Here is a 21772-nt window from a genome sequence, read left to right as displayed (position 1 = left end):
GGCGATCGGGCGTCGCGCGTGTTCGAGCCGACCGGCGCGCGCCCACGTGATCAGCTGGCACCGGGAAGAGAGCTGTCGGGCGCTTCGTGCTCGGCACGGTTGCGGTACTCGGCGTTGATGCGCTGAGCTTCCTCGAGCTGGTCCTCAAGGATGACGATGCGGCATGCAGCCTCGATCGGGGTGCCCCTGTCGACGAGCTCGCGGGCGCGCGCGGCGATCCGCAGTTGGTAGCGGGAGTACCGGCGGTGCCCGCCCTCCGAGCGAAGCGGAGTGATCAGACGGGCCTCACCGATGGCTCGGAGGAAAGCCGGGGTGGCTCCGAGCATCTCGGCGGCCCGCCCCATGGTGTATGCGGGGTAGTCGTCGTCGTCCAGACGATCACTGAGGGGGATATCTGCTGTCATGTCACCTCGTTGTGCAACGCGTCGAGGGGCCCTGGTGCCGTACGGCACCAGGGCCCCGAAGGAAATTCAACACCATCTGTCGGCCCTATTGCTGTGCCGACCGTCTGTTTCCGCTACCAGCCCTGCAGAAGGGGGGTGCGGGGATCGCGGCTGCGTGACCGGGGACCACCTTCCAATCCTGGGTCTTGCGGTACCCGGCCGAGTGCTTCCCGGGCCGGGCGATCCTGATGGCGTCTGCGTCCTCCGTCCTTCCTCTGAACCAACCGCTTGGTGAACTGGTACTGCGGTACTGCTGTCGGCGGCCCCTCGACCTGCGGGCCGCCCAGTGTGGCCCTCAGCCCCGTCACCGTTCTACGAACACTTGGCTTCGGGACTCCAGAGCCGCACTGGCCTGCGAACTTCATGTACTGCAACCCGCCAGTTCGTGTCTGCCGGGTTTCGCTTGACCGGTTTCAACGAGAAAAAGGCTAACCGTGCCATGGCTCAATGTCTACTCTGGCAAGAGTAGGTTTCGGCTCTTTGGGGGAACAGATAGCCTGTCACCTGCAACAACGGGTGACGCAGGCCGTTGTGGCCGGCGGTTCAGTCGCGGAGAGCGGACGGCGAGACGGCCGTGAGGGCCCTGCCGACACATGTCGGCAGGGCCCTCACGGGGGATCCTGATGGCGGTTTGCCGCCCGGCCTCATACGTCCATGGAGGCGGCGCCGAGCAGTGTCGACGCGGTCTGGACCGGAGTCGGGACACGCACGGGCGCGGCGTCGGGGCGGGCATGGCAGGTGAAGCCGAGGCGGGTCATGGCCCGGATGACTTCGCCGCCGGAGAAGTCGCGGCGGTCCTGTCGGGTGATGACCTGGCCCACCTGCTTGACGGGGTAGCGGCGGCGGCCGATGGTCACGGACTCACCCGTGACGATCTCGGGCGGGACGCCCCTCATCGAGGCCAGCACTCCGCTCTTGGTCAGGTCGAACGGGTACCGGGCGATGACACAGCGCATGATGCCCTCACAGAGAGAAGGAGAACGGGCTGACCGGGGTGAGGCGGATCAGCGGGAGAGGGCGAGGACGCCCGGGGCCCGCCCGTGTTCCCCGACGGCGACGGGCCGAGGGGCGGGCGAGGTGAACGGTCCGTCGAGGACGTCCCGTAGACGGAGCCGGTCCGTGTACGTGGAACTGCGGCGGTGAACGGCGAGTTCGGCCCTGGTGATCGAGCCCGTGCACTCGTCGTCCCCGTCGCACAGGAGGAGGAACTCGACACCGGCACTGGCCACGACGGCCAGGGCGACCTCGACGGTCATGTCGTCCCGGACCCGGGGCCCGGCCGCGTCCATGTCGTCGACTGCGCTCCGGGGGGAGGGAACCGTTCGTTGCCGCCGCGTCTGCACCGGTGTCAAATCTGTCTCCTCAGGGATGGGCGAGCTTCTGATCGATGCATCTAGGCAGCCGGGTCGAAGGCGGGCCGCTGCGTCCTGCGCCGCCCCGCTCGTCCGGTGGCGTGCCCCTGGGCGGGGCGGGCGCGGCGGCCTCGGGGCGAGGAAGCCGCGGACGACCCGGCGCGGCGGGGGCGTTCCGCGGCGGGGGCGGTGATGACGACGGGAATTCCGGAAGGGGCCTGGGCCCCGGTGATGCGGCTCAGTTCCTCCTCACCCGAACGTACCGGGGTGATCTGGGGGGTGATGGCGGCCGAAGCCATCAGTCGGCTCATGCCGCGGCGCTGGCCGGGGGTGACGAGGGTGACGACGCTGCCGGACTCGCCGGCGCGGGCGGTGCGGCCGCCGCGGTGCAGGTAGTCCTTGTGGTCGGTGGGCGGATCGACGTTGACGACCAGGTCGAGATTGTCGACGTGGATGCCGCGGGCGGCGACGTTCGTCGCCACCAGTACCGTCACATGTCCGGTCTTGAACTGGGCGAGGGTCCGGGTGCGCTGGGGCTGGGACTTGCCGCCGTGCAGGGCCGCAGCGCGGATGCCGCTGTTCAGCAGGTGCTTGGTGAGCCGGTCCACGGCGTGCTTGGTGTCCAGGAACATGATCACCCGGCCGTCTCGTGCCGCGATCTCGGTGGTCGTCCGGTGCTTGTCCGCCTCGTGCACGTGGAGTACGTGGTGCTCCATCGTGGTGACCGCTCCCGCGGAGGGGTCGACGGAGTGGACCACCGGGTCGGTCAGGTAGCGGCGGACGAGCAGGTCGACGTTGCGGTCCAGGGTGGCGGAGAAGAGCATCCGCTGTCCTTCGGGCCGCACCTGATCGAGCAGGGCGGTGACCTGCGGCATGAAGCCCATGTCGGCCATCTGGTCGGCCTCGTCGAGGACGGTGATGGCGACGTCATCCAGCCGGCAGTCGCCACGGCCGATGAGGTCCTTGAGCCGACCCGGCGTCGCGACGACGACCTCTGCCCCGGCCCGCAGCGCCCCGGCCTGCCTGCCGATGGACATCCCGCCGACCACGGTCGCCAGCCGCAGCCGCACGGAGCGGGCGTACGGGGTGAGCGCGTCGGTCACTTGCTGGGCCAGCTCGCGGGTGGGGACGAGGACCAAGGCAAGCGGCTGCCGTGATTCCGCGCGCCGGCCCGCTGTACGGGCCAGCATCGCAAGACCGAAAGCGAGGGTCTTGCCCGACCCGGTACGGCCGCGGCCGAGCACATCCCGTCCGGCGAGGGAGTTCGGCAGGGTCGCTCCCTGGATGGGGAACGGTACGGTCACGCCCTCGTGCCCGAGCGCGGCCAGCAACGGCGCCGGCAGGGTGAGGTCGGCGAAGGACTCGACGGCGGGCAGCGCGGGCGTGATCGTCTTCGGTAGCGCGAACTCGCCCTGGGGTGCGGCCTGTCGACGTCCGTAGCTCTGGGAACGCCGCGGCGCTCCCGACAGCTGGGCGGCAGAACCCCGGGAGCGGTCGTAGGTGCGGGTCGTGCGTGCGGTGCGTGCGCGGTTCAAGCGGAACCTTTCCTCGATGTGAGCACGTGGGCACGTAGCAAGGAGATTCCGCAGCAAAATGAACGGCGCAGAGAATCGCGAGAACGGGCCGGAGGTGATGGGCGCCGATTCGGATCGACGGGGTAATGCGTCACCGCTCGGTGATGCGGTGAGGCATTCCCGTCATGCGCCCTGAAATGCAGCGAGCTGGGGCCCGCACCCCAAGGTGCGGGCCCCAGCTGCGAAGTATGCGTTGCTGCCGGTGTCAGGCAGGAACGATGTTCTCGGCCGTCGGGCCCTTCTGGCCCTGCCCGATGTCGAACGACACCTTCTGGCCTTCCTGCAGCTCGCGGAAGCCCTGGGTGGCGATGTTCGAGTAGTGGGCGAAGACGTCGGCGCCGCCGCCGTCCTGCTCGATGAAGCCGAAGCCCTTTTCCGCGTTGAACCACTTCACGGTGCCAGTAGCCATGTCATTTCTCCTTCGGAGACGATGTGCGGAATTCGCCCTGTGCGGATTCCGCGTCGCCGTGCTGATTAACCCGTCGGAAAATGAACCTTCTGGCAACCACACCTGCAACTGAGATCGACATTAGCATGCCGCGATCGACCCTGCGCGGGAAAATAATTCCGCCAGAGCCGGTGATCGAGGAATACTCGCTGTGTGCCGCACCTATTTCTCACTTCACGGATACAGATATTGATCCGCGCGGATGCAGTGTTCCTGCCGAGCGCTTCCGGCCACAGCGCCATGACCTCCGTCGATGAGCCATGCGCCGCTGCCATCGTCATCAGCGGATGGGGCAACGGGTACCCCGCCGAGACCCCACTATCGCGATGAAGGTCACATCGGCCAGAAGGGTACGACGCCGACGGCCGCAGCCACGGCGGCTCCCGTGAGCACCCGCGTCGTCAACCGGACGGGTGGCCGGTTCATCGGTCAGGTGCTTTCGCCAGGCTGCCGGCCGCGTTCCGCCCGTATGGCGACGACATCGTGCCGCGCCTGCCGCCACGAGAATCGCTGTGTCTCGCTCAGCCTCACCACCGGTGAGCACTGACCGCGGGTGGCGCGCAGGCGATGCCGGCGAGGGACGGTATGCAACCGCTCTCAGCCGGCGCGTGCGGCGGTCCAGGTGATGTGCGGGGGCTCGACGCGTCCGCACAGGGGCCCGCCCTGCGCGTCGGTCAGGCCGAGTCGTCCGACCAGCAGCCCGGCGCGTGCGGCGGCGGCGAGTACGTCGGCGGAGATGACGTCGAGCATGAGCTTGGCGCGGCGGAACATCGTGAAGGTGCCCGACTCGTCGACCGTGCCCCACGACAGGTAGATGAACCGTCGGCCCAGACGGTCCTGCACGGAGGGCCCTTTGACCTCGGTGCCGGTCGGCGAGGAACTCGTGGTGCACTCCAGGGTCCATGTCGCCGACGGTGCGTCGCCGGGCTGTGGCTCCAGGAGTTCTGCACTTTCACCGGCACCCGCGCGGTGGCCCACGGCGCCGGAACGTACACCTACGAGAGGGCGACCGGCAGCACCGGCGCCTCCTTCGGTGGCGCCCCGGCGGCCGACATCATGAAGTCCTGCTCCGTCGCGCCCCTCGGCAACCCGGGCCGGCGGCTGGGCCAAGTGCACTTCCCAGAACGGCACTTGTTCGACCGTCGAGGGACGGCCCGTGGTGTACGGCGCCTGCGGCGCGGTCAGCCCCATCACCGGGAGCGTTGGTACCGCTACAAGATTCCGCTGGCTGAGCAGCGCTACCGCGACAACACCGGCGACACGAGGTACTGAGGAGGGGGCATGCCCAAGAGGGTCGCGCAGGACTGGAAAACCATGGAGGGGCTGGTCCAGAGGGACGTGGATGCCCGCATGGGCGTCAGCATAGGGTCGCGCGGCAGGCTGAGGGCTCTCCACGTGATCTTGCATTGCTCGGGCGTGAAACCACAGGTCAGCGGTGTGCGCCGCTATGGGGGGCAGCCCCGGCATGGTCTCAACCAACGTTTGTGCCCTCCACGTGCCCAATCTTCGAGCGCACGCTGTGGTGAAAAATGCCGGAAAACCAGTGACAAAACGCAAAGCCCAGGCCGCTGACCTGGGGTTTCAAATGGAGCGGGTGACGAGAATCGAACGCGTGCTCTCAGCTTGGGAAGCGACGGCGCTTGCGCGGCTGCAGGGCTGCTGACCTGCGCGGATTCGTTGTGCTGGCGACGTTGCCCGGGCATGGTCGCGCCGCTGTTGACCATGGTTGGCCGCTCTTATGGGCACGCTGTGGGCACGGCTTCGAGGAACGGCGGGCAGAGTGCGTGCGGGAACGGGCTCTGCGCTTGGCTCGGCTGGTACGGATATCCGGTTCGGGCAGCCTTCGCGAGCGCACAGCCTCTCTGGCGAAGTGAGACCGACCCTGTTGCCGGGACGGGGCCGTCGTGGGGCTGTTCGTGCTGCGCGCTGGTGAGAGATCGGGGAGCCGGCGCCAGGGGTGTCGGGATGCCCGCGGCACCGCCCGCTGTACGGCGAAGAGGGCGCCTGGCCGGCATCAGCCCAGGTCGGGCGCCCTACTCGGGTTGCTGGAAGAAGCCGACTGCTATGCCTCGGTCGCCTCCGGCGCTGCCACTGCCGCCGTCCTCGCTGTGAGGGGGCTCTTGCCCCCGCTGAATGCGAAGTAGAGCACCCCGGCCACGACGACTCCGATGAACCAGGAGTACGGACCCAGCGTCGCCCCGTATCCGGACGGTCCGTAGACGGGGAGGATGCTGGAGAAGATGGCGCCCACCACCCCGGCGGCGAACGCCCGTACGTTCCAGCCGCCCTGGAAGCGGAACTCCCCGCCTTCGTCGTACAGAGCGGGCACGTTCAGCTGTGTCTTCCGGATGAGGTAGTAGTCGACGACGATCACACCGAAGATGGGGCCCATCGTCGAGCCGATGGCGTTGACGAAGCTAGGGGCGTTGTCCCAGGGGTGGAGCGGGTAGAGCAGGAGCGCGATGACAGCGGCGATGAGGCCGCCCCTGCGGAAGGTCACGTACTTCGGGGCCACGTTGGCGAAGTCGAAGGCGGGACTGACGAAGTTGGCGACGACGTTGATGCCGAGGGTCGCCACGGCGAAGGTCAGGGCGGCGAGCAGGACGAGGAACGCGCTGTCGAACTTGGCGGAGATCTCAGCCGGTTCCAGGAGGACCTCGCCGTACACCGTGCTGGCGGCGGCCGTGGTGACGGCCGCGACGAGGGAGAAGAGGATCAGGTTGACGGGCAGGCCCCAGATGTTGCCCTTCTTCAGGGCCTTCGTGTCCGGGGTGAAGCGTGCGAAGTCACCGAAGTTGAGGAACAGGGCGGCGAAGTAGGTCACCCAGGTGGCGGCTATCGCCGCGATCGCGGCGAGTGAGCCCGGGCTGACGTCGAGCCCGGTGGCGCTCTTGGCGAGTGCGGCAAGGTCGCCGCTCGGCATGTCGACGGAGAAGGACAGCGCCCCGGCCTTCACGGACAGCGCGATCGCGAGGATCAGCATCATCAGCCACACCGCCGGGCCGGCGAAGTCCTGGAAACGGCGGACCGTTTCCATCCCCTTGCTGATGATGAGCAGTTGGGCGGCCCACACACCGAGGTAGCACAGCACTTCAAGGCCGCTGTGGTCGAAGAGCCGGCTGGTCTCGTGCAGATGCTTGGGTCCGTCGTAGCGGACGAGGAAGGCCACGATGGCGCCGGCGGCGGCGCTGGTCTGGGCGCCGTACCAGAACGTGGCGACCACGGCCCGTACGAGAGCCGGGACGTTGGCGCCGAAGGTACCGAACGAGGCGCGGGCGAGGACCGGGTAGGGGACACCGGTCTTGACGCCCGCCTTGCCGATGAGGGTCATCAGCCAGTAGATGATCAGCGAGCCCACACCGATGCCGATGAGGAACTTGAAGGTGTTGCCCGCGACGAGGAACAGGCTGGCGGCCAGGAAGTAGCCGTACAGACTGTGCACGTCCGAGGTCCAGACGTTGAAGATGCTGAAGGCGCCCCACTTGCGTTCGGTGGCGGGGGCGAGGTCCGCGTTGTAGAGACGGGGGGAGTATCCGGGCGGGGTGGCGGTTCTGTCCGCGTCCGCGCTGTCCGTGGCCGTCATGTCCTGCTCCTTCTTGCTGTGCCCCATCCCCTACCGGCGTCGCGCCGGACGGTTGATGCGGCAGCTAACGGCCCGGATGTTGCACCGGCATGTCGGGGCTGTAGCAGACCCGTCAACGGAAAATCTCTTCCATTCCTGGATCGAGTCGCCGGTTGATCAGTGCCTGGGGAGCGGTTGGGCGAGGGGCGTGATCACAGGCGAGACGGACTCCCACGGAACGGTCGGTCGGTGACAGGAGCCCGAGGCGTGATGCGCGGTGCATGCTCGTGCCGCTCACTGCTGGTGACGACATCGATCGCATGCAATGGCGGCGATGCCAAGTCCCTTTTGCCGACAACGGAGTTGTTCTGCCGGCGGTCGCACGGCGACCGCGCCGATGGGCGACGCCACTCGTAGCGGAGCTGCTGGGATGCCGGGCTGCTCGCTGAGGTTGTGCGCGCAATTCTTCGGTGACCGGGGCGAGTCCAGGGTGCGGCTGTGGTCGGCATCCGGGTGGGTGAGCGGTGCCGGAACTCGGCGGCGGTGCGCCGTCCGAGGGGCCTGGTGCCCAGCGCCGGTGGCCAGGTCGAGGACGCCAAGAGCGTCCGTCGGCGGCTGGTTCCGGGGGCGGGCCCCGGTGACGGGCGCCGTGCAGGGGCCATGTGGCCCGTAGGCGCGGTGACGTTGCAGGTGGGTCTCGCCCCCGGCCAGGACCACCGAACCGCGCGGCAGGCCGGCGCACCGCCGCCACAGGGTGGCCAGGACGCGCGGCCCACTCGGATCGCCCCGGGCCGTCGGACGGGCCCGACACCAGGTGGCATGTGCACGCCGGGCGCCAGACCAGACCTGGACAACAAGGAACCCCCGGGTCCCTGACCTGTGGGTTTCTGCTGGAGCGGATGACGAGAATCGAACTCGCGCTCTCAGCTTGGGAAGCGACGGCGCTCACGTGGCTGCATGGTCACCGACCTGTGTGTATGCCGTGGTGTCGGCTGCGGGGGCGGGGCTGACGCACCGCTGTTGACCGTGGCTGTCCGGTCTTACGGGCACGGATTGGGCACGGCCTCGGCTCGTGTAGTTCTGCAGCGCTCTCATGAGTGAGGCGAGGTGCACCGGACTCCGGCCACGACCTGCGGCGTGAGATGGCCGCCGCTTGTCGGGTGGCTGTCTCACAGTTGGCTCTGCGGAACACGACGGTCCGCCTTGTGCTGTGACAGCCACAGGGCGACCGCCTCCGAGATCGGCTGCCCGGTCTCCAGTTCGACGAAGCCGAACTGGCCGCTCTGGTTGCACTCGAGGAACCACCAGACACCATCCTCATCCTCAGCGAAGTCGAAGGCGGCATACGCCAGGCCGGCAAGGACGACGTACTCGTACACCGATCTGCCGACACCTTCGGGAACCCTGACCGCTTCCCAGGCGTGCTCTGTGTCGCCGTAGCGCCCATCGACCTGGCCGGGTTCGGCCGCTTTCCGCGCGGCGAACAGCCGGGTGCCGACAGAGGTCAGACGAATGTCGGCACGCTTGGGCACATACCGCTGCAGCAGCGCAGGACCGGCCGCGACGCCGGAGAAGTCCGTGTCGCGGCCGACCAGAGTGGTGGGCAGAGCCAGAGCGGGGTCACCGGGCGGCGGCCCCGAGGCGGACTTCACCACCACGTTCCTGTGCTCGTCGGCGAACTGCCGTGCCAAGCGTGGGGAGGTGGTGATGACAGTCGGCGGTACGGCGAAGTTGCTGAGATGAGCGACTCTCAACTGCCATGGCTTCAGCCGGGCCCCACGGGCAACGAGTTCGCCGCCAACGCCACCGCCCGTACGGCCTGGTACGCCCTGTACGTCACGGTCGGCGCCCTGCTCCTCTGGTACCGCGTGCTCACCCCGGTGAGGCTCAACCTCCGGCACCGGATGCGGGTCGAGTCGGTCGTGCGGGAGGCTCCGGACGTGGTGTCGGTGCTGATCCGAGGTCGGCGGCTGCACCGGCTGGGCGCCGAGGCGGGTCAGTTCTTCCGGTGGCGGTTCCTCACCAGGGGGCTGCGCTGGAACGCCAACCCGTACTCACTCTCGGCCCCGCCCCGCCCCGACCTGCTGCGGATCACCGTCAAGGCCGTCGGCGGGCACAGCGCGGCGCTGGCCGGGCTGCGGCCGGGCACGCGCGTGTGGGCGGAAGGGCCGTACGGGGCGATGACCGCCGGCCGTCGCAGTCGGGGCAAGGTGCTGCTGCTCGCGGGCGGGGCGGGTATCACACCGCTGAGGGCGCTGTTCGAGACGCTGCCCGGCGCGCCGGGAGACCTGACGCTGCTCTACCGGGCCCGTACGGAGGAGGAACTGGCGCTCCGGGACGAACTGGAGGAGATCGCGGACGCGCGGGGGGCGCGGTTGCTGTACGCCGTGAACAGAGCCGACGGTCGCCGTGTGGCCGTGACCGCGAAGATGCTGCGCAGGATCCTGCCGGACATCGCGCGTCACGACGTCTACCTGTGCGGGCCGCCGGGGCTGGCCGCGGAGTCGTACGCCGCACTCCGCGAGGCCGGTGTCCCGCACCGCCGGATCCACCACGAGTCCTTCGAGTTCTGAGGCGGGCCTGTGACACCTCGTACGCCTGACGCGCTGGGACTCCCGTGAGGAAGAAGCATCCGTTCCGCCACGCGCTGCTGGCCACCGTCGGTACCGTCTCCGGCATCGTGCTGCTGCTCGCTCTCAAGCCGACCACGGACCCGTCGACGGCGCGGGCCGACGACATCGACGCCGGGGTCACGGCGGTGGCCTCCGCGTCCCCCTCCCACTCGGCGTCCCCGTCCGCATCGGCCTCGCCGTCGAAGAAGCAGACCCCTTCCTCGTCCACCACAAGCGCGGCGCCGTCGCACACGGTGTCGACCGCCCCGGCGAAGACGAGCAGTGCCCCCGCCGCGCCGAAGACCACGCCAGCCGCGCCGACCACCCGCTCCGTCACCGGCGCCACGGCCCAGACGAAGTACGGTCCGGTCCAGGTGCGGATCACGCTCACCGGCAGCAGGATCACCGGGGCGAGCGCCGTCCGGTCCCCCGACGGGACGGCGCGCAGCAGGGACATCAACTCCACGGCCGTCCCCAAGCTCAACCAGGAGACTCTCGAGGCGCAGAGCGCGGACATCGACACGGTGTCCGGCGCCACATACACCAGCGCGGGTTACAAGCAGTCCCTGCAAAGCGCCCTGGACCGGGCCGGCGTCTGAAGACCATCCACCTGAGGTAGGTACTGTTCGTGAGACATGCCTGTAGGGGGCACGGAAGATGTGGCCGCCGGGGCTCGACGGCATGATCCGCGGGGTACGCGTCCCGCCCGCAGCTCTGGACAACAAAGAACCCCCGGGTCAATTGACCTGGCGGTTTCACGTGGAGCGGGTGACGAGAATCGAACTCGCGCTCTCAGCTTGGGAAGCGACGGTGCTTGGGCACCCACATGACTGCTGATCTGCACGGATTCGTTGTACCGCCGCAGGCGTGAGCGCTTGGTGGCACCGCTGTTGACCGTGGTGCTCCGCTCTGAAGGGCACGTTATGGGCACGATCCCGCAGGGTGAATGAGTGAAGCGCCTGTCTCGCCTCTCTGCCCTCCCGGGCTGGTCGACGCGCGGGGCGAGTGAGCGGAGCCGGTGCGACTGCACACGAGTGTCATCTGCGGAGTGGCTGAGACCGGAAGGCTTCGCGCGGACAGCACATCACGAGCCCACGCCTCGGCCTCGGTGAGCTCGCGGACGCTGTGGTCAAGGGCTTGTCACTCCCTCGGCCGTGACCTGTCAGCGGCGGTCAGTACAGGGCCTTGTAGCCCTGCCACCCATTGGCGATCCCGCTGCGAGGACCGAAGGAGCCCTTGCCGTCGCCGTTGTTGCGCCACAGATTGCCGGAGGTGTCGCGGGAGACGAGGTCCGCCCTCCCGTCCCCGGTGATGTCGCCGACGCCCACCACGACGTTGTAGGAGGCACCCCAGTTGTCGGCCACCTTGACCCGCGCCCTGAACCCGCCGGTCGCCGTGCCCACATACCGCCACAGCCTGTTCGACGTGTCCTGCGCCAGCAGGTCTCCGTACCCGTCACCGTTGAGGTCGCCGACGCCGATGATCTTCTTGTAACCGGACCACTTGGAGAAGATCTTCACTCGTGCCGAGAGCTTTCCGCTGCTTGTGGCCTTGTACAGGTAGATGTCACCGGTGGACGCCTGGCGGGCGATCAGGTCCGCCCGGTCATCACCGGTGATGTCGCCCGGTGAGGTCAGCACGTTGTACTGGTTCCAGCCCGAAGTGCCCAGTGTGGTGTACGGCGTGGATGTCGTCAGGGCTTTGCCGCACCCCGGGCGGTACGCCCGCAGTGCACCGCTGCTGAACCGCACCAGCACGTCATTGCAGCGGTCACCGTTCAGGTCTCCGAACGGCACCACCGTGATCGAGGCCGGCCATCCCGAAGCCGAGGTCTTCGTCGAGAACTTCCCGGCGCCGTCGCCGCGATGGAAGGAGAGTGCGCCCTGGGAAGTGAGCGTGAGCAGGTCACCGATGCCGTCGGACCCGACATGGTCGCGTCTCACCGCGGCACCACCGGTCAGTTTCAGCGTGCCGGACGCCGTCGCCGACGCACCGAGCTCGTCGGCCGGGGCCGCCGTCAGCGTCCAGCTGTACGTGCCGTTCGGCACATACGCGCCCGTCGACGTCCTGCCGTTCCAGGACGTACGGACCGCGTCGTGCGCGGCGCCACCGGACAGGGTGCGCACGGTGGCCCCGGTCGCCTTGTTCCTGAGCACCAGCGTCCATGACGCGGCCGGTTTCGACAGCCACCACGTGCCGTCCCACGAGGACGACGAGTCCACCAGGCCGACCGAGGATTCCGTCCTCGCTCCCAGGACCGCGATGTCCGTGTCGGGGACGCCACTGCGTAGGACGTGGACGTCCTGGGAGGGCGGGTCCACGTAGGCGACCAGGCCGGTGTACGGATCGACGTCCCACCTTCCGGCCTTGGCCGCCAGGGTCCGGCTCACCGCGGAGCCGCTCGTGACGTCCGTGAGGGTCAGCGCTCCGGATGCGGAGTCACGCATGACCAGGAAGCCGTCGCCCAGGCGCGGCTCTCCGCCCGTGGGCACAGTGATGAGCGTCTTCCTACGGGTGTCGTACACGAAGGCCTTCCACACGCTGCCCTGGGCAGACTCGCACGAGCCGGACCAGTACACCCAGCGTCCCACCGCCTGGAAGCCACCCACCGTGCAGCCGCTCCCGACCACCCGGAACGACGTGATCGTGTTGCCCGAACGCACCTCCGTGGCCGTGACGGTGCCGTCCCCGGCCGCCGTCCACAGTGCCTCCCCCCACAGCGCGGAGGGGACCGCACCGGCCGCCCCCGTACGGGTGAGCACGACCTTCCGTGTATCCAGATCCGCCACCGCCAGGCCCTCTCCCGCGGGCGTGGGCCCATACCAGGCCGCATACCGGCCTGCGACCTCCACGAGGCCATGGTGGTCCTGGAGGCCGGAGGTCACCACGGTGCCGGGAAGAGGCTGACCCCGGTCCAGGACGGACACCTCCCCGGCCGTGTTCCTCATGACCGCCCGGCCGTCGCCCGTTCCCATCAGGTCGGGACAGCTCCCGTAGTCCCCGGCCATGACCCCGCACCTCGGGGTTGCCCCCCGGTCCGTGCGCGTGCCCACCGTCAGAGCGTCCGCCGTGGTCAGCGAGCGGCTGTACAGGTGCGTCGCCCCGTCGCCGGACTCGTAGGTCATCAGCTCACCGCCGCTCAGATCGAGCGACTCGATCCCGCTGGGAACGGGCGGAAGGTCCACGATCCGGCGGACCAGGGGCAGACCGTCGGCCCCCGCCTGGACCTTGGCGATGCCGTAGTCCAGCGAGGACTCTCCGCCGGCGAGGACCAGGCCGCCGTCGGGGGTCGTGACGGCAGCGGGATCGGACCGCTTGAACAGGGGCAGCTCCGCGGAGCCGTCGAAGGGCAGCGCTGACACACTCCAGACGGAGGAGTCGCTGCGCCGCGCGACCACGAGCGCGTCACCGACGACGCCGAGGATCTTGTTGTCAGAGGTGCGGGGGAACGCAACCTCGTGAGTGGGCGCTTCGTAGGCACCCTGGGCGTACACCCGCACCCGGGACGTGCCGTACCAGCTGACCAGATAGTCGGATCCCACCACGGTGTCCGTGCCCGCCACCAGCGATGGCAAGATCGTGGCGGCACCGGTCTCCGCGTCCACCCAGGCGTACTGGAGGCCCCGGTCCGGGCCGTAGTAGTTGACGAGGATGCCGGAGGCCGAACCCCTGGGATAGAAGGGGAAGACCACCCCGTCCGGGAGTCCGGTGACAGGCTTCTGCACCGTGCTGCCGTTCTCATTGCGCAGCAGGAAGAGCCGAGTCCGTTCCCCACCTGTCGATGTGCTGGTCAGGACAGTACGTCCGTACGTCTGCAGATAGCTCTGGCCCGCCGGGATGGCCACGGTCTCCGTCGTACCGGTTCCCATGTCCCGGAGCAGGACTTGCGCACCGCTGCTCTGGGACGGGCGAAGGGCGACGACGTCCGAACCGGTGCCGTACACGCCCGCGGTGCGCGGTTCGAGTCGCTCGCCGCCTTCCACGGGCTTGCGGCTGCCGTCGTAGCTGGTCCACCAGAGGCCGTACCCCTCGGCGGTGGAGCGGTACTCCAGGAAGCCGGAAGCCCCCGCGCTCTGCAGATACGCCGTGCGCGGAGTAGTGCGCATGGCGGCGGGAACGATGATCTCCGTTGCCGTCTCCGCGTGCGCGGGAGCCACCAGCGGCACGGCGGACACAGAGAGCGCCAACCCGATGAGCGTGACAAGGGAGCCACGCATGAAGGCATGACGAGTCACTTGCTTCCCCTCCCCGACGGAGGGCCCCATCCCCCCGAACAAGCGGGCGGATCCTAACACCTGTTCAAGGCGAATGACCTTGCCGCGCCGGTTGGCCGGCCCGTGTACGGACGGCGCGGCGCCCACGCGTACAAGCCGCGGAAGGTCCCCGCACTCAGAGTCGGCGATCGCCGCGTGTTCGCACCGGAAACTTCAAGTCGGTGGACTCGCAATGGGCCGAGGCTGCGCCAGAGAGGACGGATCGCGCCGCTGTTGACCGTGGTTCTCCGCTCTTAAGGGCACGCAGTGGGCACGGCGCCACACGTCCCTGCCCGGCCTCAAGAGCCCTGATCACAGTCAAGGTGTCGACGAGTGGCTGCCGGGATCTCCGGCTGCCCGCCTTCGTCGAGGCTTGTGCACAGGGTGTGGATCGTGGAAAGCGGCCCGACAAGTACGGCGATATCGGTGCTGCAAGGTGGTCGACGGGGCTGAGGGCTCCGGTTGATCCTCGGGGCGGAACCCTCACGTGCCGTTGCGATGCAGTCCACCAGCCACTCATGCAGAATTGCAAAATTTCGCAATTGGCTAGATGCTGAGTTGGCTGTGCACGTTGTCCGGTAGTCGCGGGCACAGACTTTGTGCCCGCCCCCGCGGGGTGGGGTTTGCAGGGAAGCCGAGGGGTTGTGTCTGTTCCGCTGTACCAGGCCAAGGCCGAGTTCTTCCGGATGCTGGGGCATCCGGTACGCATCCGCGTTCTGGAACTGCTGCAGGACGGGCCGTTGCCGGTGCGGGACCTGCTTGCAGCCATCGAGGTGGAGCCGTCCGGCCTGTCCCAGCAGCTGGCGGTGCTGCGGCGTTCCGGGATCGTGACCTCGACCCGGGAGGGCTCGACGGTGGTCTACGAGCTGGCGGGCGGGGACGTCGCTGATCTGATGAGGGCCGCGCGCCGGATCTTGACCGAGATGCTCGCCGGGCAGGGCGAGCTGCTGGAAGAGCTGCGGGAAGCCGAGGTCGCGGCGCGATGACTTCGGGGATCAGCCGGGCCGGGGCCCGGCTCACCGCACTCATGCCCACCCGCGCCGACCTGGCGGACATGCGACGCGATCCGCGCAGGGACCTGCTTGCCGGCCTCACCGTGGCGGTCGTGGCCCTGCCGCTCGCGCTCGGCTTCGGTGTCTCCTCCGGACTCGGTGCCGAGGCCGGACTGGCGACCGCCGTGGTCGCCGGCGCGCTCGCCGCGCTGTTCGGCGGGTCCAACCTCCAGGTGTCCGGGCCGACCGGGGCCATGACCGTGGTGCTGGTGCCGATCGTCGGCGAGTACGGGCCGACCGGCGTGCTGACCGTCGGGCTGATGGCCGGCGTCATGCTCGTGGTGCTGGCAGCGCTGCGGGCCGGCAAGTACATGCAGTACGTGCCCGCGCCCGTGGTGGAGGGCTTCACTCTCGGGATCGCCTGCGTGATCGGACTGCAGCAGGTCCCGAACGCGCTCGGGGTGCCCAAGGCCGAGGGTGATCGTGTGCTGGTGGTGACCTGGCGGGCCGTCGTGGAGTTCGCGAGGGATCCGAACTGGACGGCGGTCGGCTTCGCGGTCGCGGTGGCCGCGGTCATGCTGGTGGGCGCCCGCTGGCGGCCGACCGTCCCGTTCTCCATCCTCGCGGTCATCGCGGCTACGGCCGTCTCCCAGGTCGCGGGCCTGGACGCGGCGCAGCCGATCGGTGACCTTCCGTCCGGGCTGCCCGCGCCCTCACTCGGCTTCCTGGACCTCGGTTCGCTCGGCACCCTGCTCGCCCCGGCGGTGGCCGTGGCGGCGCTCGCGGCCCTGGAGTCCCTGCTGTCCGCCTCGGTGGCGGACGGCATGACGGTGGGGCAGCGGCACGACCCCGATCGCGAGCTGTTCGGCCAGGGGTTGGCCAATGTCGCGGCCCCGCTGTTCGGCGGAGTGCCCGCGACCGGCGCGATCGCCCGGACCGCGGTCAACGTCCGTACAGGCGCCGGCTCCCGGCTGGCCGCCCTGACCCATGCCGCGATCCTCGCTGTGATCGTGTTCGCTGCGGCGCCCCTCGTCTCCAGGATCCCGCTCGCCGCCCTCGCCGGCGTGCTGCTGGCCACCGCGGTCCGCATGGTGGAGGTCGGCTCGCTCAGGGCGATGGCCAAGGCCACCCGCTCGGATGCGCTGATCCTCGTCCTCACCGCGGTCGCGACCCTGGCATTGGACCTCGTGTACGCGGTGATCATCGGGCTGGTCGTCGCGGGTGCTCTCGCCCTGCGCGCCGTCGCCAAGCAGGCCCGCTTCGACCAAGTCCCGCTAGACCGGGGCGATCACAGTGCCGAAGAACACGCCCTCCTCGCCGAGCACATCGTCGCGTACCGCATCGACGGGCCGCTCTTCTTCGCCGCCGCGCACCGCTTCCTGCTGGAGCTGACCGAGGTGGCCGACGTACGGGTCGTCATCCTGCGCATGTCGCGGGTGTCGACCATGGACGCCACCGGCGCGCTGGTCCTCAAGGACGCCGTGGAGAAACTGAAGCGGCGCGGCATCCTCGTCCTGGCCTCCGGGATTCGCACCGGCCAGCGCCAGGTCCTGGACTCCGTCGGCGCGCTGGAGCTGCTGCGGCACGACGGCCGGGAGTACGCCACCACCCCCGAGGCGATCCGGGCCGCCCGCGACCACCTGGAGACGACCGGAGTCCTGACCGCCGTACCCGCCCAGAAGCCCCGAACCTCCAGCGAGGAAGCCGTCCGATGAGCACTGCCCCCGCCCCCCTGCGACTAGTGGAGATCTCCGGAGCGGAGGCCCTGTGGCTGCTGGAAGGCAGCAGCCTGGGACGGCTGGTGTACCAGCAGCGGGAGCTGACCGTCGTACGGCCGGCCCGGCATGTGTGGGAGTACGGCCGACTGATCGTCCGGGCCCCCGTCCAGGCGGCGGCGATGTCGGCCACGGTGACGTACCACGTGGACGAGATCCGGGCGGTGCACGGCACCGGCTGGACGGTCACCGTCCATGGTCCCGCCGACGTGCTCAGCGACGCTGACGAGACAGACCATCACCGCCGCACCTTGCCGGGCTGGACGCACGGCCCCCACGACACTCTGCTGCGCCTGAACCCCCAGAGCGTCACCGGCTTCCGCCTCGCCCGCCTGGAGACATGATGGCCCCCGTTCTCGATGTCCTTCCGTACCGGCACGTGCTCACCCTGCCCAACGAGCCGTCCGCCGTCCGTCTCGCCCGTGAGACCGCCGAACAGGCGCTGGTCGAGTGGGGGATAGATCTGCACCGGCCCGTCGTGGACGCGGCGCTGCTGATCCTCAGTGAGCTGGTGACCAACAGCGTCCGGCACGCCGCCGAGGTGTCCCCGCAGATCATGGTCATGTATGCGGCGAGCGGAGGCCGCCTGGCCTTCGCCGTCCATGACCGCCACCCCCACCAGCCCTCGCTGCACCCTGCCGCAACCGGCACCAGTGGCGGTCTCGGCACGGTCATGGAGCTCACCCGGCAACTCGGCGGCACCGTCGCCGTGCACGGCGACGCCGACGGCAAGAGCATCTGGACAACTCTCCCGCTCTGACCTCAACGGGCCGCACACGCAAGGAAGTTCACCGTCATGACCATCGAGTGGCGCTACACCGTCGAGGACGACTTCGGGGTGCTCTCCGTCGCAGGCTACCTGGGCCCGGCGGCGGTCCGTCGCTTCGACGGAGCGGTCGGCTGGGTCGTCGCCCGCGGCACCGGACCGGTCATCCTCGACCTGACCGAACTGCGCGGTTGGTCCGCGGAAGGCCAGCTGGCCATCACCGAGACCGCACGCCGCCTCGCGGCAACGGGTCGGAGCCTGGAACTGGCCGCCATCCCCGCCGACGGCTCGCTCGTCCCGTCCGGCGACTGCCCGGACATCCCCGTCCATTGCGACCTGGCCACCGCCCTCTCCGTCCACGCCCGGCACATGTCGCCTCCCGACGAGGCACAGCAGGCGTGGCGCACCGACGGCTGGCCCACCTGACCCCCGTATCCGCTCACCGACTGAAAGACACCTGTGCCATGAGTGACAACCTTCCCCCCCTGCCCCGGATGCTCCGGCGCCTACACCTACGAGATGGGTGCGCTCCTGGTCTGCCCGGAGTGCGGGCACGAGTGGTCACCGTCCGCCCAGTCCGCTGACGGCGCCTCCGGAAGCAGGGTGATCAAGGACGCGGTCGGCAACGTGCTCGCCGACGGTGACACCGTGACGGTCGTCAAGACGCTGAAGGTCAAGGGCAGCCCGAGCGGGATCAAGGCGGGCACCAAGGTGCGCAACATCCGCCTGGTCGACGGAGTGGACGGCCACGACATCGACTGCAAGGTCGATGGGTTCGGCGCGATGCAGCTCAAGTCCAGCGTCGTGAAGAAGGTCTGATCCGACACCCTGCTGTGCCGACCGCCCGGGACGACGTCCCGGGCGGGTTCCACGTGTGCCGGCCCGACGGCGCAGGCTCCTTCTCGGTGGCTGGAGTGGCTGGAGTGGCTGGATTCGAGCGGCTTTGGTTACTCGCATCCGGGTTCGGCGTGGCCGGTGCCGCAGGCGAGGATGGTCCGCATGTTCTTGACGAGTGGGTGGATGCGATGCGCCGTGCTCCGGCCGGAGGGGCCGTGCCGTTGTGTCGGGGAGGGGACCGCACGATGAGTACGCCGCTGTACCAACTGAAGGCCGAGTTCTTCAAGACGCTGGGCCATCCGGCCCGTATCCGGGTCCTGGAGCTGCTGAGCGAACGTGAACACGCGGTCGCGGAGATGCTGCCCGAGGTGGGTATCGAGCCCGCTCATCTGTCCCAGCAGCTGGCGGTGCTGCGGCGGGCGAATCTGGTCAAGACCCGCAAGGAGGGTTCGACCGTGTACTACTCGCTGACCAGCCCGCAGGTCGCGGAGCTTCTGCGGGTCGCACGGACCATCCTGTCCGGGGTGCTCGCCGGGCAGGCCGAGCTGCTGGCCGACCTGCAGGCCGCGCAGGGTGAGCAAAAGCCGCCGTCGTAGCGCCGGCCCTCAAACAGCGGCCGTCTCCCGGAGTTGGACAGCTGGATGGCCATCCGGGGGAGCAGGGGACACCCACGAGCACCCTTGACCGATAGACCCCTGCGAACTCTGTACCACCACAGCTGAGGTGCTGCCCCACGCTCGCTCGCCGCTTCTGGGCGTGCTCGCCGAGGCAGAACGGCAACTGCACGTCCTGACAAGGGGATCTCGAACCGGACGAGGACGACCTTCGCCCTCGTCCTCGAGCGCCGGACGGGCTGGCATTGAGCGAGCTCGGGCCGCACAACTTCGCGGGCGCACGTCACCCCGAAATGGCCTAGACAACAAACCCCAGGCCGCTGACCTGGGGTTTCAAATGGAGCGGGTGACGAGAATCGAACTCGCGCTCTCAGCTTGGGAAGCGACGGCGCTTCAACGGCGACACCGCTTCTGACCTGGGGATACATCGCTTGCGGTGCAGCTTCGAGGGCTGATTTCGCACCGCTGTTCACCGTGGTCGAGGAGGGCGGTGTCCACGACCGGATGGGTTTCCCCGGCGTTGCCCGATGCGACGCCGCGAGTCTCCACACCTGCCTGGGTGGCCGTCGTGGTCTCAGCCGCACCGGCGGCCACCGTCTCCTGACCCGCACCAGCCGTTGCCCCGGGCCGCGCTGGGCATCATGCCCACGCATGTCCCGCAGTCTCCCGGACCTTGCCCATGGACGGCCGGTCGGCGACAGGCGGAGCTGACAGCGGTCGGCCGGGACCACGGCCGAAGCCCGCAAGGGCGATCCCCTTGCGGGCCGGGCAGGCCGTCCAGGCCGGGGTGGGACGTGCAGGCGTCCCACCCCGGCAGGACCTCACCGGATGTACTTGGCGGGCTTGGTGGCGGTGTTGAGCAGGTACTCCAGGGGGCCGCGGCGGAAGAAGCGGGACCAGATGGTGGCGAACACGATCGCCCCGAGGACGAACATGATCAGGGGCACCCATGACTGCTGGGTGCTGGTCCCGGCGGGCACGGACAGCATGGACTGTGCGACGAAGTGGCCGACGTAGGCGGTCAGTGACATGGTGCCCACGGCGATGACCGGTTTCGCCAGGCGGCGCAGTCGGGGCAGGCGGTCCATCAGCACGGTCGCGCCCACGATCACGAGGATCGCGACGCCCAGGCTGCCGATGATGTCGAACGTGGTGCCGCTGTGCGGCCCGGCCGCCAGGAGCGACGACGCCGGCATATCGGGGAACGACCCGCCGTCGAGCGGCATCGACCCGGAGCCGCCGGACGACGGCATGCTGCCGAAGGACGCCGACCCGGAGCCGCCGGACGACGACCCGCCTTCTGCGGTGCTCCGCAACGCCCCGGGGCCGGCCAGCAGCAGGGACATGCCGTACGCGGTCGCGGTGAGGGCGGCACCGACCGCGGCCAGGCGCCGCTGGACAGTGCCGGAGGACAGGTCGAGGCGGCCCAGCGCCATGCCCGCGATCACGAACGACATCCAGGTGAGCGCCGGGTAGAAGCCGGTGAGCAGCAGATCGAGCACGCCTACCTCGCTGAGGTGGCGGAGCGGGTCGTAGGTGTTGATGCTCTGCTGGACCGACGGGGTCAGCAGCGAGGTCAGGGCGAACGCCAGCTGCGGTGTGGCCAGGGCGAACGCGGCCGCGATGATCGCGAGGGTCTTGGCGCGCAGGCGGACCAGGGGCAGGGCGAGCAGGAAGTAGACACCGTAGAAGCCGAGGATGATCACTCCCCCGTACTCCATTGCCATCGCGGTGCCCAGCGCCAGCAGGACCACGGCGCGGATCGCGATGCGGGCCTTCGCCTGCCGGCCGGCCAGGCCGGTCTTGGGCTCGCGGCGGCCGGCGAGCAGCATCAGGGAGAACCCGGCGAGGGTGGCGAACAGGACCGACGAGTGACCGTCCGATATGTACCGGATCCAGCTGGCGACGCCGCTCGTGGCGGACAGCGGGGGGCCGATGTGCACGACGTACATGCCGAACACCGCCAGCGCGCGGGCCAGGTCCACCCCGACGAGGCGTCCCATCGAGGGACCGGGCGAGGCCGGCGCGGCGGACTCGGGGGAGGTTCGGGGCGGCGGAGGCGAGTTCTCCTGGGGAGCCGACGTCTCCTGCGGCGGCTGTATCTGTGTCATACGGAGAATCTCGCGTGGCCGTCAGGAGACGGACCATCCGGCAGGCTTCGGTAACGCCCCCGCCGACCGGCCGGTACCGCCCCGCCGACCGGCGGAACAGCGCCGCGGCGGTCGGCCGGCGGGCCCGGACGGCCAACCGCCCTACTTGATGAGGGCGTTGGCCACCACGACCGTCAGCCCGAGCAGCGAGTCCACGGTGCCGATCTTCAAAGCGGAACTCCACGTGCGACCGGCAGCGCGGGCCGCGAGCAGGCCCCAGGCGAACAGCAGCACCACGTTCACGGCGAAGGCCACGTACTCGATGCCCGCCGAGGGCCACCACCCCCAGCCCGCGCCGAGCAGCAGGACCACCGTCGGCACCGTCGCCACCACCAACGGCCACTCGGACAGCAACAGCCGCACCACGGCGCGCACACCGTGATGGGTCCGGTCG

The 21772-nt window shown here is 69.4% G+C and carries 18 protein-coding genes and 3 pseudogenes; 10 read left to right on the top strand and 11 right to left on the bottom strand.

The genetic code is table 11. From position 1 onward, the window contains the following. Positions 1-50: 50 nt before the first annotated feature. The 6 genes from BLU79_RS46230 to BLU79_RS46205 all read right to left on the bottom strand — a co-directional run bounded on the left by BLU79_RS46230 (position 51) and on the right by BLU79_RS46205 (position 4795). A complete protein-coding gene (locus BLU79_RS46230) occupies positions 51-404 on the bottom strand; it encodes a MerR family transcriptional regulator (RefSeq protein ID WP_093912078.1) in 354 nt (117 codons plus the stop codon). A gap of 683 nt (positions 405-1087) precedes the next feature. Next, positions 1088-1399, bottom strand: a complete 312-nt coding sequence (locus BLU79_RS46225) for an SCO5918 family protein (protein ID WP_093912077.1) — start codon at positions 1397-1399, stop codon at positions 1088-1090. A 48-nt stretch (positions 1400-1447) separates the two neighbouring features. Beyond that, positions 1448-1732: a hypothetical protein gene (locus BLU79_RS46220; protein WP_093912076.1), complete on the bottom strand. Its 285-nt coding sequence runs from the start codon at positions 1730-1732 to the stop codon at positions 1448-1450. Positions 1733-1836: 104 nt separating this feature from the next. Next, positions 1837-3330 (bottom strand): DEAD/DEAH box helicase, encoded by a 1494-nt coding sequence (locus BLU79_RS46215; RefSeq protein WP_093912075.1) that lies wholly within the window; start codon positions 3328-3330, stop codon positions 1837-1839. A gap of 244 nt (positions 3331-3574) precedes the next feature. After that, complete coding sequence (locus BLU79_RS46210; RefSeq protein ID WP_093912074.1) at positions 3575-3778, bottom strand: cold-shock protein; 204 nt, start codon at positions 3776-3778, stop codon at positions 3575-3577. Positions 3779-4414: 636 nt separating this feature from the next. Further along, complete coding sequence (locus BLU79_RS46205; protein WP_256333753.1) at positions 4415-4795, bottom strand: DUF5990 family protein; 381 nt, start codon at positions 4793-4795, stop codon at positions 4415-4417. Here BLU79_RS46205 and BLU79_RS47980 point away from each other — a divergent pair. After that, positions 4787-5089, top strand: coding sequence for a hypothetical protein (locus tag BLU79_RS47980; protein WP_143052603.1), 303 nt, complete (start codon positions 4787-4789; stop codon positions 5087-5089). The genes BLU79_RS46205 and BLU79_RS47980 overlap by 9 nt on opposite strands. A 790-nt stretch (positions 5090-5879) precedes the next feature. Here the strand turns inward: BLU79_RS47980 and BLU79_RS46200 are convergent. After that, positions 5880-7400 (bottom strand): NCS1 family nucleobase:cation symporter-1, encoded by a 1521-nt coding sequence (locus tag BLU79_RS46200; protein WP_093912073.1) that lies wholly within the window; start codon positions 7398-7400, stop codon positions 5880-5882. Between the two features lie 1148 nt (positions 7401-8548). Further along, positions 8549-9163: pseudogene (locus BLU79_RS46195) on the bottom strand (hypothetical protein); the annotation flags it as partial. On the opposite strand from BLU79_RS46195, the pseudogene BLU79_RS46190 reads away from it, so the two are divergent. After that, positions 9158-9952, top strand: a pseudogene (locus tag BLU79_RS46190) (ferric reductase); the annotation flags it as partial. The pseudogenes BLU79_RS46195 and BLU79_RS46190 sit on opposite strands and share 6 nt — an antisense overlap. 44 nt (positions 9953-9996) lie before the next feature. Then, positions 9997-10590 (top strand): FMN-binding protein, encoded by a 594-nt coding sequence (locus BLU79_RS46185; protein WP_093912072.1) that lies wholly within the window; start codon positions 9997-9999, stop codon positions 10588-10590. A gap of 573 nt (positions 10591-11163) precedes the next feature. On the opposite strand, the gene BLU79_RS46180 is transcribed toward BLU79_RS46185, so the two are convergent. Further along, on the bottom strand, positions 11164-14208 hold the full coding sequence (locus tag BLU79_RS46180; RefSeq protein ID WP_093912071.1) for an FG-GAP-like repeat-containing protein: 3045 nt from the start codon (positions 14206-14208) through the stop codon (positions 11164-11166). Between the two features lie 680 nt (positions 14209-14888). Between BLU79_RS46180 and BLU79_RS46175 the strand changes: the two genes are divergently transcribed. The 7 genes from BLU79_RS46175 to BLU79_RS46145 all read left to right on the top strand — a co-directional run bounded on the left by BLU79_RS46175 (position 14889) and on the right by BLU79_RS46145 (position 19210). Continuing rightward, positions 14889-15230 (top strand): ArsR/SmtB family transcription factor, encoded by a 342-nt coding sequence (locus BLU79_RS46175; RefSeq protein ID WP_093912070.1) that lies wholly within the window; start codon positions 14889-14891, stop codon positions 15228-15230. Beyond that, entirely contained in the window at positions 15227-16951 is a 1725-nt protein-coding gene (locus tag BLU79_RS46170; RefSeq protein ID WP_093912069.1) for a SulP family inorganic anion transporter, read from the top strand. Before BLU79_RS46175 ends, BLU79_RS46170 begins: the two co-directional genes overlap by 4 nt. Then, a complete protein-coding gene (locus BLU79_RS46165; RefSeq protein ID WP_093912068.1) occupies positions 16948-17355 on the top strand; it encodes a pyridoxamine 5'-phosphate oxidase family protein in 408 nt (135 codons plus the stop codon). Before BLU79_RS46170 ends, BLU79_RS46165 begins: the two co-directional genes overlap by 4 nt. Next, positions 17355-17771: an ATP-binding protein gene (locus BLU79_RS46160; protein ID WP_093912067.1), complete on the top strand. Its 417-nt coding sequence runs from the start codon at positions 17355-17357 to the stop codon at positions 17769-17771. Before BLU79_RS46165 ends, BLU79_RS46160 begins: the two co-directional genes overlap by 1 nt. A 36-nt stretch (positions 17772-17807) precedes the next feature. After that, positions 17808-18203, top strand: coding sequence for an STAS domain-containing protein (locus BLU79_RS46155; protein WP_093912066.1), 396 nt, complete (start codon positions 17808-17810; stop codon positions 18201-18203). A 42-nt stretch (positions 18204-18245) separates the two neighbouring features. Beyond that, positions 18246-18596, top strand: coding sequence for a zinc ribbon domain-containing protein YjdM (locus BLU79_RS46150; RefSeq protein WP_143052602.1), 351 nt, complete (start codon positions 18246-18248; stop codon positions 18594-18596). 263 nt (positions 18597-18859) lie between these two features. Then, a complete protein-coding gene (locus tag BLU79_RS46145) occupies positions 18860-19210 on the top strand; it encodes an ArsR/SmtB family transcription factor (protein WP_093912064.1) in 351 nt (116 codons plus the stop codon). 839 nt (positions 19211-20049) lie between these two features. Here the strand turns inward: BLU79_RS46145 and BLU79_RS46140 are convergent. Both BLU79_RS46140 and BLU79_RS46135 read right to left on the bottom strand, forming a co-directional pair. Continuing rightward, a complete protein-coding gene (locus BLU79_RS46140) occupies positions 20050-21339 on the bottom strand; it encodes a DUF418 domain-containing protein (protein ID WP_177001462.1) in 1290 nt (429 codons plus the stop codon). Between the two features lie 141 nt (positions 21340-21480). Then, a pseudogene (locus BLU79_RS46135) lies at positions 21481-21772 on the bottom strand (hypothetical protein); the annotation flags it as partial.

Source organism: Streptomyces sp. cf386 (assembly GCF_900103585.1).
GTDB lineage: Bacteria > Actinomycetota > Actinomycetes > Streptomycetales > Streptomycetaceae > Streptomyces.
This window is presented reverse-complemented; position numbering and strand designations above follow the sequence as displayed.

What these genes read in the sequence shown, in the direction of transcription:
- BLU79_RS46180 (WP_093912071.1), bottom strand. Translation starts at nt 14,208, where the DNA reads ATGCGTGGCTCCCTTGTCACGCTCATCGGGTTGGCGCTCTCTGTGTCC.
- BLU79_RS46220 (WP_093912076.1), bottom strand. Translation starts at nt 1,732, where the DNA reads ATGGACGCGGCCGGGCCCCGGGTCCGGGACGACATGACCGTCGAGGTC.
- BLU79_RS46170 (WP_093912069.1), top strand. Translation starts at nt 15,227, where the DNA reads ATGACTTCGGGGATCAGCCGGGCCGGGGCCCGGCTCACCGCACTCATG.
- BLU79_RS46145 (WP_093912064.1), top strand. Translation starts at nt 18,860, where the DNA reads ATGAGTACGCCGCTGTACCAACTGAAGGCCGAGTTCTTCAAGACGCTG.
- BLU79_RS46165 (WP_093912068.1), top strand. Translation starts at nt 16,948, where the DNA reads ATGAGCACTGCCCCCGCCCCCCTGCGACTAGTGGAGATCTCCGGAGCG.
- BLU79_RS46210 (WP_093912074.1), bottom strand. Translation starts at nt 3,778, where the DNA reads ATGGCTACTGGCACCGTGAAGTGGTTCAACGCGGAAAAGGGCTTCGGC.
- BLU79_RS46155 (WP_093912066.1), top strand. Translation starts at nt 17,808, where the DNA reads ATGACCATCGAGTGGCGCTACACCGTCGAGGACGACTTCGGGGTGCTC.
- BLU79_RS46225 (WP_093912077.1), bottom strand. Translation starts at nt 1,399, where the DNA reads ATGCGCTGTGTCATCGCCCGGTACCCGTTCGACCTGACCAAGAGCGGA.
- BLU79_RS46230 (WP_093912078.1), bottom strand. Translation starts at nt 404, where the DNA reads ATGACAGCAGATATCCCCCTCAGTGATCGTCTGGACGACGACGACTAC.
- BLU79_RS46160 (WP_093912067.1), top strand. Translation starts at nt 17,355, where the DNA reads ATGGCCCCCGTTCTCGATGTCCTTCCGTACCGGCACGTGCTCACCCTG.
- BLU79_RS46140 (WP_177001462.1), bottom strand. Translation starts at nt 21,339, where the DNA reads ATGACACAGATACAGCCGCCGCAGGAGACGTCGGCTCCCCAGGAGAAC.
- BLU79_RS46200 (WP_093912073.1), bottom strand. Translation starts at nt 7,400, where the DNA reads ATGACGGCCACGGACAGCGCGGACGCGGACAGAACCGCCACCCCGCCC.